This window comes from Escherichia sp. B1147 (assembly GCF_001660175.1).
GTDB lineage: Bacteria > Pseudomonadota > Gammaproteobacteria > Enterobacterales > Enterobacteriaceae > Escherichia > Escherichia whittamii.
Genome location: NZ_LFHY01000012.1, coordinates 48,731 through 65,066, shown reverse-complemented (window position 1 = coordinate 65,066; position 16,336 = coordinate 48,731). Strand labels below are relative to the sequence as shown.

General features: G+C 49.4%; 11 protein-coding genes and 5 pseudogenes. 15 read left to right on the top strand and 1 reads right to left on the bottom strand.

What is annotated here, in order from left to right; all coding sequences use genetic code 11:
* Nucleotides 1-120: 120 nt before the first annotated feature.
* The 11 genes and pseudogenes from tssI (at nucleotide 121) to phrB (ending at nucleotide 11,354) form a co-directional block, all read left to right on the top strand.
* Nucleotides 121-2,080 (top strand): annotated as a pseudogene (tssI, locus tag A9180_RS11535) (type VI secretion system tip protein TssI/VgrG).
* On the top strand, nucleotides 2,080-2,919 hold the full coding sequence (locus tag A9180_RS11530) for a DUF4123 domain-containing protein (RefSeq protein ID WP_064528932.1): 840 nt from the start codon (nucleotides 2,080-2,082) through the stop codon (nucleotides 2,917-2,919). The pseudogene tssI and the gene A9180_RS11530 overlap by 1 nt, the downstream one beginning before the upstream one ends.
* A 9-nt stretch (nucleotides 2,920-2,928) precedes the next feature.
* Nucleotides 2,929-4,485, top strand: coding sequence for a hypothetical protein (locus A9180_RS11525; RefSeq protein ID WP_064528931.1), 1,557 nt, complete (start codon nucleotides 2,929-2,931; stop codon nucleotides 4,483-4,485).
* A gap of 62 nt (nucleotides 4,486-4,547) precedes the next feature.
* Complete coding sequence (locus A9180_RS11520) at nucleotides 4,548-5,549, top strand: hypothetical protein (protein WP_064529093.1); 1,002 nt, start codon at nucleotides 4,548-4,550, stop codon at nucleotides 5,547-5,549.
* 15 nt (nucleotides 5,550-5,564) lie between these two features.
* Nucleotides 5,565-5,847 (top strand): annotated as a pseudogene (locus A9180_RS11515) (type VI secretion system PAAR protein).
* Between the two features lie 18 nt (nucleotides 5,848-5,865).
* Nucleotides 5,866-6,105: pseudogene (locus tag A9180_RS11510) on the top strand (type VI secretion system tip protein VgrG); the annotation flags it as partial.
* Nucleotides 6,104-6,655, top strand: a pseudogene (locus A9180_RS11505) (bacteriophage T4 gp5 trimerisation domain-containing protein); the annotation flags it as partial. The pseudogenes A9180_RS11510 and A9180_RS11505, both read left to right, overlap by 2 nt.
* 156 nt (nucleotides 6,656-6,811) lie before the next feature.
* Complete coding sequence (locus tag A9180_RS11500) at nucleotides 6,812-8,038, top strand: hypothetical protein (RefSeq protein WP_241957063.1); 1,227 nt, start codon at nucleotides 6,812-6,814, stop codon at nucleotides 8,036-8,038.
* A gap of 103 nt (nucleotides 8,039-8,141) precedes the next feature.
* Nucleotides 8,142-9,279, top strand: a pseudogene (locus A9180_RS11495) (ISAs1 family transposase).
* 150 nt (nucleotides 9,280-9,429) lie between these two features.
* Nucleotides 9,430-9,939, top strand: a complete 510-nt coding sequence (locus tag A9180_RS11490; RefSeq protein WP_064528928.1) for a YbgA family protein — start codon at nucleotides 9,430-9,432, stop codon at nucleotides 9,937-9,939.
* On the top strand, nucleotides 9,936-11,354 hold the full coding sequence (gene phrB, locus A9180_RS11485) for a deoxyribodipyrimidine photo-lyase (protein WP_064528927.1): 1,419 nt from the start codon (nucleotides 9,936-9,938) through the stop codon (nucleotides 11,352-11,354). Before A9180_RS11490 ends, phrB begins: the two co-directional genes overlap by 4 nt.
* 137 nt (nucleotides 11,355-11,491) lie before the next feature.
* Here phrB and dtpD read toward each other — a convergent pair whose 3' ends face one another.
* Nucleotides 11,492-12,973, bottom strand: a complete 1,482-nt coding sequence (gene dtpD / locus A9180_RS11480; RefSeq protein WP_064528926.1) for a dipeptide permease DtpD — start codon at nucleotides 12,971-12,973, stop codon at nucleotides 11,492-11,494.
* A gap of 270 nt (nucleotides 12,974-13,243) precedes the next feature.
* On the opposite strand from dtpD, the gene ybgI reads away from it, so the two are divergent.
* From ybgI to pxpA, 4 genes are read left to right on the top strand one after another with little or no spacing between them, the layout of a single operon-like run.
* Nucleotides 13,244-13,987: a radiation resistance protein YbgI gene (ybgI, locus tag A9180_RS11475; protein WP_064529092.1), complete on the top strand. Its 744-nt coding sequence runs from the start codon at nucleotides 13,244-13,246 to the stop codon at nucleotides 13,985-13,987.
* A gap of 22 nt (nucleotides 13,988-14,009) precedes the next feature.
* Nucleotides 14,010-14,666 (top strand): 5-oxoprolinase subunit PxpB, encoded by a 657-nt coding sequence (gene pxpB / locus A9180_RS11470; protein WP_064528925.1) that lies wholly within the window; start codon nucleotides 14,010-14,012, stop codon nucleotides 14,664-14,666.
* Nucleotides 14,660-15,592: a 5-oxoprolinase subunit PxpC gene (gene pxpC / locus A9180_RS11465; protein ID WP_064528924.1), complete on the top strand. Its 933-nt coding sequence runs from the start codon at nucleotides 14,660-14,662 to the stop codon at nucleotides 15,590-15,592. The genes pxpB and pxpC overlap by 7 nt, the downstream gene beginning before the upstream one ends.
* A complete protein-coding gene (pxpA, locus tag A9180_RS11460; RefSeq protein ID WP_064528923.1) occupies nucleotides 15,582-16,316 on the top strand; it encodes a 5-oxoprolinase subunit PxpA in 735 nt (244 codons plus the stop codon). Before pxpC ends, pxpA begins: the two co-directional genes overlap by 11 nt.
* Nucleotides 16,317-16,336: the final 20 nt, after the last annotated feature.

The window sequence follows — 16,336 nt, the reverse complement described above, 5'->3', positions numbered from 1 at the left end:
ATATTCATGAAATATATATAAATATTTTCCTAATTGCTGCTATCTGACGGGTATCTCACTTAAGGCTTTCTTATAAGTCTTTAGAGTGAGAACCATGAGTGCGGTAGCTATGGGGTTTATATGTCCTCAGAAGGATTACGTTTCACCCTGTCGGTGGACGGCATTGTGGAGATGGCGACGGCGGTGGTGAGCTTCCGTCTGTACCAGCACCACTGCACCCCGTTCATCCTGGAAGTGGAGATTGCCAGCGGGCTGTTCCGACCTGACGGCGGAGGATTTTCTGGAGAAGAAGACGGTGCTGACGGTCTGGCAGGGTGATATCCCGCAGCGTTACGTCAGCGGTATCGTGAACGGGGTGTCGCCGGGGGTGAATAACGGCTGGCAGATGCGTTATTCCCTGAGCATCAGCCCGCCGCTGTGGCGGGCAGGGTTACGGCAGAACTTCCGTATCTTCCAGCAGCAGGACATCCGGACAATATCAGCCCAGCTTCTTGACGAGAACGGGGTGACGGCATGGATGCCGCTGTTCTATGAGGAGCATCCGGCGCGGGAGTTCTGCGTGCAGTACGGAGAGAGCGACCTGGCGTTTCTGACACGACTGTGGGCGGAGGAAGGCATCTTCTTTTATGAGCGCTGCGCAAAGGAAGGGCCGGAGCAGAAGCTGGCGGTGTGTGATGATGTGGCGGGGCTGACGGGAATGGGGGCGCTGGCGTTTAACCCGAACACCACGACCGGGGGAACGACGGAGTATATCAGCGAGTTCCGTTACCGGGCGCAGATAAGCGTGGCGTCGGTGGAGACGCAGGATTATACGTTCAAAACGCCGGGGTGGCCGGGGTACTACCGCCATGACGGGGAGAGCCTGAACGGGCAGCACACGGAGTACGAGATATTTGATTATCCGGGACGGTTCAAGGATGAGCAGCACGGGCGGGACTTTGCGCGTTACCAGACGGAAGGGTGGCGGAACGGGTCGGAGACGGCAAGCGGGGTGTGTAACACGGCACGGCTGTGGCCGGGAACGCGGTTCACGCTGACGGGGCATCCGCAGAAGATGCTGAACCGGGAATGGCAGGTTGTGGGAAGTACGCTGCTGGGAGAACAGCCGCAGGCGCTGCACGGGAGTCAGGGAAAGGGAACGACGCTGATAAACCAGTTTGAGGTGATACCGGCAGACAGGACGTGGCGTCACGCACCGCTGCCGAAGCCGAAGGTGGACGGCCCGCAGAGTGCCATCGTCACCGGTCCGAAGGGCAAGGAGATATTCTGCGACGAACATGGCCGGGTGCGGGTGAAGTTTCACTGGGACCGTTATCACGGTATGACGGAGGAGAGTTCATGCTGGATACGGGTGTCGCAGGCGTGGGCGGGACCGGGGTTCGGCAACCTGGCGATACCGCGGGTGGGTCAGGAAGTGATAGTGGACTTTCTGAACGGTGACCCGGACCAGCCGATAATCATGGGCCGGACCTACCATGAGGACAACCGTTCGCCGGGAGACCTGCCGGGGACGAAGACGCAGATGACCATCCGGTCGAAGACCTATAAAGGAAGCGGCTTTAACGAGCTGCGGTTTGAAGACGCCACGGACAGTGAGCTGGTGTATATCCATGCACAGAAAAATATGCAGGTCGTTGTGCTGAACAGTAAAGACAAGCGGGTCAACTATGACCGGACGGTCAGCATCGGGCATGATGAATCCCTGGTGGTGGCAAATGACCGGAAAGTGACGGTTGAAGGTAAACAGGACCATAAAACCACCAAAGACCATGTCAGCCTGACAGAGGGCAATCAGGGAGTGGAGGTGAAAGGCGATCTGGCACAGAAAATAAGCGGCGCACTGGGTATCAGCGTACAGGGCGATATTGTGTTACAGAGCGACAGCAAAATCAGTCTGCGGGTGGGCGGTTCATTTGTGGTGATCCATTCCGGTGGCGTGGATATTAAGGGCGCGAAAATCAATCTTAACGGCGGAGGCAGTCCGGGTGACGTGATCCTACCGATGCGCCCGGTGATCCTGAAAGCCGCAGCCGGGAGTGGTTCGATGTTTGTGGCGCACTGCCCGAAGGAGGATAAGTGATGAAAACGGCACCCATACAGTACGCCATTGTTGATGGTGCTGTGGAGGAAGGACTGCTGGATTTTTTACAGGAAAAAAAACCTCCACACTGCTGCTTATTTCCGCCGCCTGTACAACCAGATTTAGAGGCGTTGGCTCCTTGGCTGGTGGAGGTAACGCCGGAAGTGACTGCGTGGCTGGGTACGAAAGATACACCGTGGGGAATATATGTCTCCTCATACAGTAAAATCCATGTAGTGCTGCAGCATTTTCGCCGTTATCTGTGGGTTAATATACCTGAAAGAAGCAAACCAGTTTTGTTCCGGTTTTATGACCCACGGAACATATGGTCGCTGGTCAGCGTACTGACCCCACGGGAGTTACTTTTGTTTATTGACCCAATAGATAAAATCAGCACCTGGTATGCAGGAGAAGAGCGGGAAGATAACTTTTCATCACTTCGTCGACCTGATGCCAGAAGAATACCATCGAAAAATAACACCATACTGACATTCAGCCACAGACAATATGAAAACCTTAACAGGCAGGCTCAGAATAATTACATTCAGAAATTAACTCGGTATATTCATAATTATTATACATCATCCAATTATTTTTCTGACAAAGATTACGCATGCATAAATCGACAGGCTGAAGATTATTTTTTACTTTGTCAGTCTCTGGATATTACCGACGATCGTTCTGTCAGAGGGATTGTATTTTTACTATTAAAAAACACCATAACCGATAGTACCAATATTCCCCAGCAATGGCTGGATATACTGAATAATAAGGAAAGGCCCGCATACAACCGGGTTGAAATGTTACTTTTACAGGAGCTGGGATTTATACCTCAGTAAGGGAACTATATGACAACACCTTCAGCAACTGCCGGAAAGGTCTGTGTGGAGTGCAATATACCAGACACATGCTTACTGGATATAATTACTGATTTCCCCAACAATAAAGAACATCATACATGGTCAAAAGAAGGTTCTATTTATTTAAATTTACTGGATGAAGGCGATGGATGTGATGGAACTATTACTATCATTAGTAAATGCAATAAAAGTGGATGTCCGGTGGCATGGATGGAGGAGATTGCAGGAGGAACATCTGAATCACTGACATCTGATGGAGTTCCGAATAAAGTCAAGTTATCTTACAAAGGACAAGAGTCATGCTTAACAAATATAACAGATATAATAGATTGTTTTTTTCCGCCATATTATTATTTAACTTCAATCATCCCTCCAGCAAGTTTTTCAGAGGGGCCAGCCACATATATTGTGGTTGCAAATGGATGTTACGAGTGGGGGCAGTATGTTACAATATATGTTCAGCCAACTATTGAACTCCGTGCGAGTTTAGGTTTAAGTTATGAATTAGGCGCTGATATAAAAGAGAGGAGCATCAAAGAACGCAGAGATGAACGGATAAAGTCTCGCTTAACGATGGAAAACACAAAACCTAAAAATGGTAATAAACTACGTGATGGCTGGACATATGCAACAGATAAATTTAAGTTAACTAATTCATTAGATATGACTTTTGATTATGGATTAAAAATATGTAACACTGAATATACAGAAGAATATAAAAAAAATATCAAAAATAAAATTACAACAGCATCATCAATACACTCCAGTTCGATTGATAAACTATTGGGTTGTGTAAATAAATATTTTGCACCAGATCCTGATAATAACAATAAAACTCGTGAATATGAAGTATTTAGTACAAATCTAGAGCCGGTAACATTGGGGGTCTCATATGCTTATCAATATACAGATGTTCATGATGGTCCTTGTCATTTTTTTGGTCTATATGGAGAACCCTTATTAGAAGGTGGTTTAAGGTTTGATATCATTCAGTTTATATGTGCTTATTGTAAAATAGATCATCTTGCAAATAAATGCAGAAAATACTTAGACAAGCATGGTGTTAGCGTCGAGTGTTATATTGAAATACTTTTAGGTATTAATATTAACTTAGGTGTTTCATATAAAAGTAAAAATGATGAATGGTCCATTGGTATATTAGAAAAAAACCAGCTTTACTTAGGTATAAAAGGGGTTGTTAGTGCAACATTTGAAGCAGAAGTAATGTGTGTCGAATTAAGTCTCGGGGCCGAAGGCCGCATCGAGGCCAAGGCTGGATTTGAGGTAGACTCTCATGATGATGGAATTGACCTTGTAGGCTATCACGATGGTATTAAAGGATATTTTGCGTTTTCGTACGATGTGGCATTTGCCGATGGCGACGATGGAAAAGAAGAACAAGGCACCTCTACTCATGAAAATAAAACAGAAACAGAGTGGCAGTTGGCAGATCCCCTCAAAGCGAGTGAATCTCCATTGCGGGCTAACCTATATGGAAAAATCCGACAAATTTCCAAACCAGCTATAACACCTCCCTCAAATTAATATTTTAATTCAACCAAGGAAAATTACTGAACTCATCAATCATGTATATGAAAAGGAAAAATATGAAAACCATATTGCCATTATTAATGTATTTATTAACTGGAGGCGTCATGATTTCGTCTAGCGATGCAATTGGAAGTGAAAAGAAAATTCGTAGTCTTTTTGATATAAAATATGCTTTTTGTTCTATAAAAACCAATGGTGTTTTAGGAATGGATAATCGTAAATCTGCATATGCGGGTAGAGGAGGGGGGAGTTCCAGCACTAATGCTATGATGTTTCTTGAAAATGGTGAGAATGAGATAAGCTTGGAAATTGGTGCATTAGGGTGGTTTTCAAGAGAAAACATTAGCGATCAAGAACGTTCACATTTCAACACACAATCTGGATGTAAAGTAGATTTAGTACGAATAGATAAACAAAACCAAGTAAATCTAGCATCAATAAATGTAACTATCAACAAAGATGGTATTCCTGAAGTTAACTCAAACGATAAGAGTACGATTATACGGAAGAAGATATTTGCAGAACAAGCGATACCTGGCCATATAGAACCTAAATTTTATTGGGAAAAATATTACCCACCCCAAATGATAGTTTATCAATTTACAAAAAAAATCAATATAAGCGGCATACCAGAATGGCAGTGGATACACGCGACCCCATTTAATGGTAGCGATGAGCAAATGCAAAAATTACGTGTGGCATATATAAAAATGGCTGATGTCATTAATAATAGAGATCGAGAAAAATTAAAAAAAATCAGCCAAATAGCTCTTAAGGCATGGTCTACAACCACAGGGGATAGTGAGGATGATATACTACTATCACTCTACCCTAAAGATAAACTAGAGGGAGGCATAGCTAAAATCGATCCTATAAAATGGGATAATTATGAAGTTAGAGTCATGAATAATGGAAGAATGGTTCAGCTATATAATAAATCTGAGCCAAGATATTCTCCTTTAACATACCATTATGTTAACAAAAAAGGTAACAATGCAATAAACTACTTCGCACCAATATTTTCTTTAATTAATGGGGAATTTGTGCCCGTTATTTAATTTTGGAGAACCAGAATGCCCTTAGCCGCCAAACTCACCGACAAAGGTACCCGGCATGACGGTTATTATGAGACCGTCATCACTGCCGGGTCATCCACCGTTTTTATCGATGGTCTCCCCGCAGCCCGTCAGGGAGATCCGCTGACGCCGCATGATAAACCGAAGCATCCCCCTCATCCCCGTAAAATCGCCAGAGGTTCTTCAACCGTCTTTATTGACGGCCTGCCCGCCGCCAGAACCGGCGATGCCATCGACTGTGGGGGGGGGTTATCGGTGCGGTACGGTAAATATAGGCTGATATGTCTGAGAGGTATTTATGTCCTTAAAAGGTCTTCGCTTTACGCTGGAGGTTGACGGTCAGGAGCCGGACACCTTTGCAGTGGTGAATTTCAGGTTAATCCAGAACCAGTCTTATCCGTTTGTGATGAGTGTGGATGTTGCCAGCGACTCGTTTATGCAGACGGCGGAGATGCTGCTGGAGAAGAAGGCGATGCTGACCATCTGGCAGGGCGTCATCCCGCTGCGTTATGTCACAGGCGTGGTGGCAGGCTTTGGTAACGGTGGCGAATGACCGGTGTATCACGATACGTAATGACCAGACGCTGAAGGCGACGAATGACCGGACGGTGAGCGTGAGTCACGATGACGGACTGTATGTCAGAAATGACCGTAAGGTGACAGTAGAAGGGAAGCAGGAGCACAAAACGACGGGGAACCATATCAGCCTGGTGGAGGGGAAGCACAGCCTGGAGGTGAAGGGCGACCTGGCGGAAAAGGTGAGCGGTGCGCTGGGAATGAAGGTCCGGGATGAAATCGTACTGGAGAGCGTCGGTAAAATCACGCTGAAAGTGGGTGGTTCGTTTGTGGTCATCCATTCAGGCGGAGTGGACATCGTCGGGCCGAAAATCAATCTCAATAGCGGTGGTAGTCCGGGAACGCCGGTGCCGACGTTACGACCGGCGGTGCTGAAGGCGCTGAAAGAAGATGATAATGGCGGACCTGGAACTGAAGGGGCGGAGCCGCCACGGAAAAATGTACAGGAAGCCTTTGATCCTCCCCGGCAGGATAAGGTACCGCCACAACGGCCTGGAAGATTCTCACGATAAGGACTGAACATGAAAATCAGCTATCCCATCAGGGATAAAGAAGGCAAAGAGTTCCGCTCACTGGATGAGATAATGCGGCTTATTGACGCAGAAGCGCACGGAACCTAGCTGCTGGGTGGAAACGGGCTGTGGCACGGCGGGATACATATCAGTGACGTGTCTAATCCGTTATCAGCCCTGAAACCGGATACCGCCGCTACCGGGGAGCCGGTTCCTCTTCAGTTTATGGTCGATGGCACTATTGCGGCATACCGGATAAACAATGATTATCTGAAGGCCTCCTATAAAGGGCAGGAGCTCCGTTACAGCAGCACATTTGTTCTGGTGAAATCGCAGTGCCAGCCAGACCCGCAAAAGGAAGAAAGCTGGCTGGATTTTTACTGCCTCTATATGCATCTGGCCCCGGTGAACGATTATCCCGGCTCCCCCTGTTATAAAGTTAAAACCGGGCATGGCGGCATATTGCTGCATCAATACGTCCCGGGAAAGAACGGTCTTCCGGAAGGGCAGGAAAGCGGAGATCATGCCACGTACCGGATACCCCCGAAAATCAGCGGAAACAGGACGCTTAATGCGGGAGATCGGTTTGTGTCATCCCGGACCGGACGTTTTTACGTGACCAATAACGGCCAGCCGGTTCTGACGACATTCGGACTGGTTCGCCTGCTGGAAGGCGATAAACCGGGGAATGAGCAGTACTGGGTGACCCTGGCTCCGGAACTGATGGAGTCAGATGGCGAAATACAGATGCTGATGCCTGAGTGGATGCAGAAGGCGAAGGCGAAAGGCATTTTTGACTCGGTACAGACGGTCGACGAAACGGAAGAGTGGAAGGTCAGTGCCGGAACACCGGTCGGATTTATGGGATGTGAGGATTATCCCGGCGAGGGAAGCGGTGAAATTGAGTGCGAGTGGTTCGTCCATCTGGAGGTTCTGAGTACAGACCCGAATATGCCAAAGTTCTTATCCAACCCGGCAGGCGTTAAGGGAGAAAAACGGACTGTTCTGGCACCAAAAGGGATAATTTTATACACCCGTCAGGCCGTTTCGGGACAGGAGGTATTTACCGCAACCGCAGCCACACTGGGTGCTCAGCGCGTTCTTCCGCGGGAAGCCACGACACCGGTTACGGATGAATCGCAGCAGTGGTGGTTTAATATCACCGGAACCGGCTGGCTGCCACAGAAGGATGTTGAAGAGGCCGGGCAGTACGATTTACTGAAGCTGGGTTTTCAGCCGCTGGAGGAGAACAGCAGCGGTGATATGACGTACAGCCCGTACGAAGGATGGGTGCCGGAAGCGTTTGACTCAATAAGCCGTGCAGCAGAACAGGGAGATGAGTCAGGGAAAGATCACGTAACGCTGCTTTATTGTACTAAATGATTCGCATTTTATGTTCAATAATTGAGATATTCCTTATTACCTAAAACTGTTTTTCATAGCTTATATATAATCAAATACTCCTTACATAAATAAGGAGAGCAAAATGGAACTTAAAAAATTGATGGAACATATTTCTATTATCCCCGATTACAGACAAGCCTGGAAAGTGGAACATAAATTGTCAGATATTCTACTGTTGACTATTTGTGCCGTCATTTCTGGGGCAGAAGGTTGGGAAGATATAGAGGATTTTGGGGAAACACATCTCGATTTTTTAAAACAATATGGTGATTTTGAAAATGGTATTCCTGTTCACGATATCATTGCCAGAGTTGTATCCTGTATCAGTCCTGCAAAATTTCACGAGTGCTTTATTAACTGGATGCGTGACTGCCATTCATCAAATGATAAAGACGTCATTGCAATTGATGGAAAAACACTCCGGCACTCGCATGATAAAAGTCGTCGCAGGGGAGCTATTCACGTTATTAGTGCGTTCTCAACAATGCATAGTCTGGTTCTCGGGCAGATCAAGACGGATGAGAAATCCAATGAGATTACAGCGATTCCTGAACTTCTTAACATGATGGATATTAAGGAAAAAATCATCACAACTGATGCAATGGGATGCCAGAAAGATATTGCAGCGAAGATACAACAACAAGGTGGCCGATTACTTATTCGCTGTAAAAGGAAATCAGGGACGGCTCAAGAAAGCCTTTGAGGGAAAATTTCCGCTTAAAGAATTAAATAATCCTGAATATGACAGTTATGCAATAAGTGAAAAGAGTCACGATAGAGAAGAAACCCATCTTCATATTGTTTGCGACGTCCCGGATGAACTTATTGATTTCACGTTTGAATGGAAAGGGCTGAAGAAATTATGCATGGCAGTCTCATTTCGCTCAATAACAACAGAACAAAAGAAAGAGCCCGAAATGATGGTCAGATATTATATCAGATCTGCTGATTTAACCGCAGAGAAGATTGCGACAGCGATTCGAAATCACTGGAACGTGGAGAATAAGCTGCACTGGCGCCTTGACGAGGTAATGAATGAAGACGACTGCAAAATAAGAAGAGGAAACGCAGCAGAATTATTTTCAGGTATACGGCACATCGCTATTAATATTTTGGCGAAAGATAAGGTATTCAAGGCTGGGTTAAGACGTAAGATGAGAAAAGCATCTATGGACATAGACTACCTCGCGTCAGTCCTTGCGGGGTGCGGGCTTTCGTAATCTTGCCCTGGGGTAAGAAATTAAATCTTCCCGGATTTTTATTATTTAATTCTCGTTTAGCACACTCACGCATTCCTACAACAGGATTAGCCCCACAAATCTCATTCCCCATCGTCTACACTTACTCCTGTAAACCGTTCAGGAGCAGTAATGGATCACCAACTATTAGATGACAGCACCCTTATCCGCATTTTTGTTTTGCATGAGTTACATAATCTCAAAGAGCGAGGCTTAACGCGCGGGGCGCTTCTCGATTATCACAGCCGCTATAAGCTCGTATTTCTGGCTCATTCCCAGCCTGAGTACCGCAAACTTGGCCCGTTTGTGGCTGATATTCACCAGTGGCAAAATCTTAATGACTATTACAATCAGTACCGCCAGCGCGTAATTGTTTTGCTTTCTCACTCCGCCAACTCGCGCGATCACACCAACGTTTTGATGCACGTTCAGGGTTATTTCCGTCCCCATCTTGACTCCACGGAACGGCAGCACCTGGCTGCGCTTATCGACAGTTATCGCCGTGGCGAGCAACCTCTTCTTGCGCCGCTGATGCGTATCAAACACTATATGGCGCTTTACCCTAACGCCTGGCTTTCAGGGCAGCGTTATTTCGAACTTTGGCCGCGTGTTATTAACTTGCGCCATGCAGGAGTTTTATGACCACCCATCTGGTCTGGTTTCGCCAGGATTTACGTCTGCACGATAATCTCGCGCTGGCTGCCGCCTGCCGTAATTCGTCTGCACGTGTGGTGGCGCTGTATATCGCCACACCACGTCAGTGGGCAGCGCATAACATGTCGCCGCGTCAGGCTGAATTTATCAATGCTCAACTTAATGCACTGCAAATTGCACTGGCGGAAAAAAGTATTCCTTTATTATTCCGTGAAGTGGATGACTTTGCCGCCAGCGTCGAAATAGTTAAACAGGTGTGCGAGGAAAACCGCGTTACCCATCTTTTTTATAACTATCAGTATGAAGTGAATGAGCGGGCGCGGGATGTGCAGGTTGAGAGAGCGCTGCGTAACGTGGTGTGTGAAGGATTTGATGACAGCGTGATCCTGTCGCCAGGCGCGGTGATGACCGGCAATCACGAGATGTACAAAGTCTTTACGCCATTTAAAAACGCCTGGTTGAAACGGCTGCGGGAAGGGCTCCCGGAGTGTGTCACTGCACCAAAAGTGCGCCCATGCGGGGCGATAGCAGCAGGCGCGCCAATTGCGCTGAATTATCCCCGTCAGTCTTTCGAAACCGCACATTTTCCGGTGGAAGAAAAAGCAGCGATTGCGCAATTACGCCAGTTTTGCCAGAACGGTGCTGGAGAGTACGAGCAACAGAGAGATTTTCCGGCAGTGGATGGTACCAGCCGTTTGTCCGCCAGCCTGGCAACGGGCGGGTTATCGCCTCGCCAGTGCTTGCATCGCCTGTTGGCGGAACAACCGCAGGCGCTGGAAGGTGGACCGGGTAGTGTCTGGCTTAATGAGTTGATATGGCGCGAGTTTTACCGTCACCTGATAACGTATCACCCATCGCTGTGTAAACATCATCCGTTTATTGCCTGGACCGACCGCGTACAGTGGCAAAGCAATCCCGCGCATTTAAAGGCCTGGCAGGAAGGTAAAACCGGATACCCGATTGTCGATGCCGCCATGCGTCAGCTTAACAGCACTGGCTGGATGCATAACCGTCTGCGGATGATCACAGCCAGCTTTCTGGTGAAAGATTTGTTGATCGACTGGCGGGAAGGGGAGCGGTATTTCATGTCGCAGCTGATTGATGGTGATTTGGCTGCCAATAATGGCGGCTGGCAGTGGGCTGCTTCTACCGGAACCGATGCGGCCCCTTATTTCCGTATCTTTAATCCGACAACTCAGGGCGAGAAATTTGACCGCGAAGGCGAGTTTATCCGCCTGTGGTTACCGGAGTTGCGCGATGTGCCAGGGAAAGCGGTGCATGAACCGTGGAAGTGGGCGGAGAAAACAGGCGTGAAGCTGGATTATCCGCAACCCATTGTCGATCACAAAGAGGTAAGGCTGCGAACGCTGGCAGCGTATGAGGCGGCGAGGAAGGGGAAATAACAGATGCGTCAGGCAATCGTGCCCAGATGCCGGATACGGCGTGAATGCCTTATTCGGCCTACAAAACCTGAAATTTCAACGTGTTTGTAGGCCTGATAAGACGCGTCAGCGTCGCATCAGGCATCGGTGTTGACTTATTAAGACTCCAGTGCCAGTGCGCGGTTTCTGAACTTAAGCGCCTGATACAGCCAAATCATTAGTACCAGTCCCACGCACGCCAGCGCACCCCAGGTGATTTGATCAAACACTTCAATATATGCATTGATGGAGTAATTGAGCGCCCCGGAAGCATCAAACGAAGCTTGCGATGTCTGATCGGCAATGATGCCCGCCAGATAGTTAGCAATCGCGCCGGAAAGCAGCATGTAAATGCCGGTTAATACGCCGGTCACGCCGGGGATTTCAATGCGCGTAATTTGCGACATGGCAACCGGGTCGATAAACAGTTCCGCAAAGCCCATCACCGCCAGGCCTAACACCATCAGTGGCAGAGAAGAATGACCATACATTGCAGACCAGCGGGCGCTTAAGCTCAGAATGCAGAACCCGGCGCTCATCAGGCCGAGGCCAAGAGCAAACTTCCCCCAAATGCGCACGGTACGATTACCCGCGACGCTCTCTTTTACCACCCACGCCAGGAACACTCCGCACAGCATGACCGCGAAGGCATTAATCGACTGGAACATAGCGGTCGGAACGGTATAACCAAACATATCGCGATTAACGAAACGGTCGATATAGAGGCTGATTGAGCTGCCGCCCTGTTGCGCGAAGGCCCAGAACAACATACTGAAGAAGGTGATCGTCACAATCAGCCCCAGCTCTTTACGCTGTTTCTGGTTTTCTGCTTTACGATAAATTTTCGCTAGTACGCCAAGGCCAATAATAGTAGCGACAATTAAGGCGTATACCGACCACTCTTTCCAGAACAACACGGTAATCAGCGCAGGCGTTGCGACCAGCAGAACCAGCAACCATCCCCAGTTTGGCAGAAGAAAGTTTGTCGCACGCAGCACCGTTTTGTTAACGCCGCGGGTATGAGCAAAATGACGATTGCCACATAAGAAAATGACCAGACCCGCGATCATCCCAACCGCTGCCAGGCCAAAGCCCATTGCCCAGCTGTACTCTTCCTGAGCGTAGCCACAGGCGATAGGGGCGATAATTGACCCCACGTTACCCGCCGCATACATCAGCGAGAAACCGCCATCACGACGTGGATCGGTCGGTTCATACAGTTCACCAAGCAGACAACTGACGTTGGATTTAAACAAGCCATAGCCACAAACGATAATCGCCAGCGACAGATAGAGGAATGTCGGGTGGATTTCACTGGCACCCAGCACCACATGCCCGACAGCCATCAACAATGCCCCCAGCATTACCGCCATGCGGTTGCCGAGCACTTTGTCCGCCAGAAAACCGCCGAGGATCGGCGTGACATACACCAGCGAACAGTAGGCGCTAAATAGCTCGTAAGCGTGGGTGTCGTTGTATTTCAGTTGATTGGTGAGATAGAGAATCAGCAAGGCACGCATGCCGTAAAAGCTAAAATATTCCCAGATTTGCAGCGCGACAACGTAGTAGATAGCGCGCGGCTGTGATGCGTGTTTATTCATAGTAATTCCGCGGTTGGATGCGACACCACGTAATAGTTGCGCGGCGTGCGTGTGTTTCCTTAAAGTTAAAACTTTGATACAGATCTGATTATTTATGCAATATGCTGTCTGATTGCATAAATATACATGAACTATGCATTTATGAGATAAACAATTTGCGCCTTTTGGCGATGGGTTTGTTTCTTAATATGTCGAAAGATTGACTATCGACGAACAGGCGAGGTAACGCTATGTTAACGGAGTAGCTATCAGAATATGGAAGGCGCAATGATGAAAAACACCGAACTGGAACAACTGATTAATGAGAAATTGAACAGCGCGGCGATAAGTGATTACGCGCCGAATGGTTTGCAGGTGGAAGGCAAAGAGACGGTGCAAAAAATTGTTACCGGTGTCACCGCCAGCCAGGCGCTACTCGATGAAGCGGTACGCCTGGGCGCGGATGCGGTCATTGTGCATCATGGTTATTTCTGGAAAGGGGAATCGCCAGTAATTCGCGGTATGAAGCGTAACCGCTTAAAAACATTGTTGGCGAATGATATCAACCTGTATGGCTGGCATCTGCCGTTGGACGCGCATCCTGAGCTTGGCAATAACGCACAGCTGGCGGCATTGCTGGGGATTACGGTAATGGGCGAGATCGAACCACTGGTGCCGTGGGGCGAACTGACGATGCCGGTGCCGGGGCTGGAACTGGCATCATGGATTGAAGCGCGTCTGGGACGCAAGCCGTTGTGGTGTGGCGATACCGGACCTGAGGTGGTGAAACGCGTCGCCTGGTGCACCGGTGGCGGACAAAGTTTTATCGATAGCGCCGCCCGTTTTGGCGTGGATGCTTTTATTACTGGCGAAGTTTCTGAACAGACCATTCATTCGGCTCGCGAGCAAGGATTGCATTTTTATGCGGCGGGTCATCACGCTACAGAACGCGGCGGTATTCGCGCGTTGAGTGAGTGGTTGAATGAAAATACCGATCTTGATGTGACCTTTATTGATATTCCTAATCCTGCATAACGAATAGTCAGAGGGATCGAAAGTGCAACGAGCGCGTTGTTATCTGATAGGTGAAACGGCGGTAGTGCTGGAACTGGAACCGCCGGTGACGCTGGCCAGCCAGAAACGGATCTGGCGGCTGGCCCAGCGTCTGGTGGATATGCCGAATGTCGTTGAAGCTATTCCTGGCATGAACAATATCACGGTGATTTTGCGTAATCCTGAGTCGCTGGCGCTGGATGCCATTGAGCGTTTGCAACGCTGGTGGGAGGAGAGTGAGGCGCTGGAACCAGAGTCACGCTATATCGAAATCCCGGTGGTTTACGGCGGCGCAGGCGGGCCGGATCTGGCGGTGGTCGCGGCGCATTGTGGGTTGAGCGAAAAACAGGTCGTTGAACTGCACTCCTCCGTAGAATACGTGGTCTGGTTTTTAGGTTTTCAACCGGGTTTCCCGTATCTCGGGAACTTGCCGGAACAACTACACACGCCGCGACGCGCTGAACCGCGCTTGCTCGTTCCGGCAGGTTCTGTCGGGATCGGCGGGTCGCAGACCGGTGTTTATCCGCTGGCAACGCCGGGTGGCTGGCAGTTGATAGGCCATACCTCGCTCAGTTTGTTTGACCCGGCGCGTGACGAACCTATCTTATTACGTCCGGGAGACAGCGTGCGCTTTGTGCCGCAGAAGGGGGGAGTATGCTGAAGATTATTCGTGCGGGGATGTACACCACCGTGCAGGATGGCGGTCGTCACGGCTTTCGTCAGTCGGGTATCAGCCACTGCGGTGCACTGGATATGCCTGCGCTACGTATTGCTAACCTGCTGGTGGGCAATGATGCTAACGCGCCTGCACTTGAGATCACGCTCGGTCAGCTAACGGTTGAATTTGAAAGCGATGGCTGGTTTGCCCTGACTGGCGCAGGCTGCGAAGCGCGGTTGGATGATAACGCCGTGTGGACTGGCTGGCGCTTGCCGATGAAAGCAGGCCAGCGTTTAACCCTTAAACGTCCGCAACATGGTGTTCGTAGCTATCTGGCGGTGGCGGGCGGTATTGATGTCCCGCCAGTGATGGGGTCATGTAGTACCGATCTCAAAGTGGGGATTGGCGGGCTGGAAGGGCGTTTACTGAGGGATGGTGACAGGCTTCCCATTGGCAAAGCGAAGCGGGATTTTATGGAAGCACAGGGCGTTAAACAGCTACTGTGGGGCAATCGTATTCGTGCCTTGCCGGGGCCGGAATATCACGAATTTGACCGCGCCTCGCAGGATGCATTCTGGCGTTCGCCCTGGCAACTTAGCCCACAAAGTAACCGGATGGGCTATCGCTTACAGGGGCAAATCTTAAAACGCACCACCGATCGCGAACTGTTATCTCACGGTTTGCTGCCGGGCGTGGTGCAGGTGCCGCATAACGGTCAGCCAATTGTGCTGATGAACGATGCGCAAACTACCGGCGGTTATCCGCGCATTGCCTGCATCATTGAGGCCGACATGTACCATCTGGCGCAAATTCCACTCGGTCAGCCCATTCATTTTGTCCAGAGCTCACTGGAAGAGGCACTGAAAGCGCGGCAAGATCAGCAACGTTATTTCGAACAATTAGCGTGGCGGCTGCACAATGAAGATTGATCTTAACACCGATCTGGGCGAAGGCTGTGCCAGCGACGCTGAACTGTTAACGCTGGTGTCCTCGGCCAATATTGCCTGTGGATTTCATGCAGGCGACGCGCAAACCATGCAGGCTTGCGTGCGTGAAGCAATAAAAAATGGTGTATCGATTGGCGCACACCCGAGTTTTCCCGACAGGGAAAATTTTGGGCGTAGCGCCATGCAACTGCTGCCGGAAACGGTTTACGCCCAGACGCTATACCAGATTGGCGCCCTGGCAGCGATTGCCCGAGCGGAAGGTGGCGTAATGCGTCATGTTAAACCCCACGGCATGTTATACAACCAGGCGGCGAAAGACGCACAACTGGCGGACGCCATCGCCAGAGCAATTTACGCTTGCGATCCAACATTGATTGTTGTTGGGCTGGCGGGAAGCGAGCTGATCCGTGCAGGCAAGCGTAATGGCCTGACAACGCGCGAGGAAGTGTTTGCCGATCGCGGATATCAGGCCGACGGCTCGCTGGTGCCGCGAAGCCAGCCGGGCGCGTTGATTGAAGATGAAGAACAGGCGCTGGCGCAAACGCTGGAGATGGTGCAACACGGCAGAGTCAAAAGTATCACCGGAGAATGGGCAAAGGTCACGGCGCAAACGGTCTGTCTGCATGGCGACGGCAAGCATGCACTGGCGTTTGCCCGCCGACTACGCTCTACATTTACCAAAAAGGGGATTGTTGTCGCAGCATAATCCCACTGAACAAAGAACGA

What these genes read in the sequence shown, in the direction of transcription:
- A9180_RS11530 (WP_064528932.1), top strand. Translation starts at nt 2,080, where the DNA reads ATGAAAACGGCACCCATACAGTACGCCATTGTTGATGGTGCTGTGGAG.
- A9180_RS11525 (WP_064528931.1), top strand. Translation starts at nt 2,929, where the DNA reads ATGACAACACCTTCAGCAACTGCCGGAAAGGTCTGTGTGGAGTGCAAT.
- A9180_RS11520 (WP_064529093.1), top strand. Translation starts at nt 4,548, where the DNA reads ATGAAAACCATATTGCCATTATTAATGTATTTATTAACTGGAGGCGTC.
- A9180_RS11490 (WP_064528928.1), top strand. Translation starts at nt 9,430, where the DNA reads ATGGATCACCAACTATTAGATGACAGCACCCTTATCCGCATTTTTGTT.
- phrB (WP_064528927.1), top strand. Translation starts at nt 9,936, where the DNA reads ATGACCACCCATCTGGTCTGGTTTCGCCAGGATTTACGTCTGCACGAT.
- dtpD (WP_064528926.1), bottom strand. Translation starts at nt 12,973, where the DNA reads ATGAATAAACACGCATCACAGCCGCGCGCTATCTACTACGTTGTCGCG.
- ybgI (WP_064529092.1), top strand. Translation starts at nt 13,244, where the DNA reads ATGAAAAACACCGAACTGGAACAACTGATTAATGAGAAATTGAACAGC.
- pxpC (WP_064528924.1), top strand. Translation starts at nt 14,660, where the DNA reads ATGCTGAAGATTATTCGTGCGGGGATGTACACCACCGTGCAGGATGGC.
- pxpA (WP_064528923.1), top strand. Translation starts at nt 15,582, where the DNA reads ATGAAGATTGATCTTAACACCGATCTGGGCGAAGGCTGTGCCAGCGAC.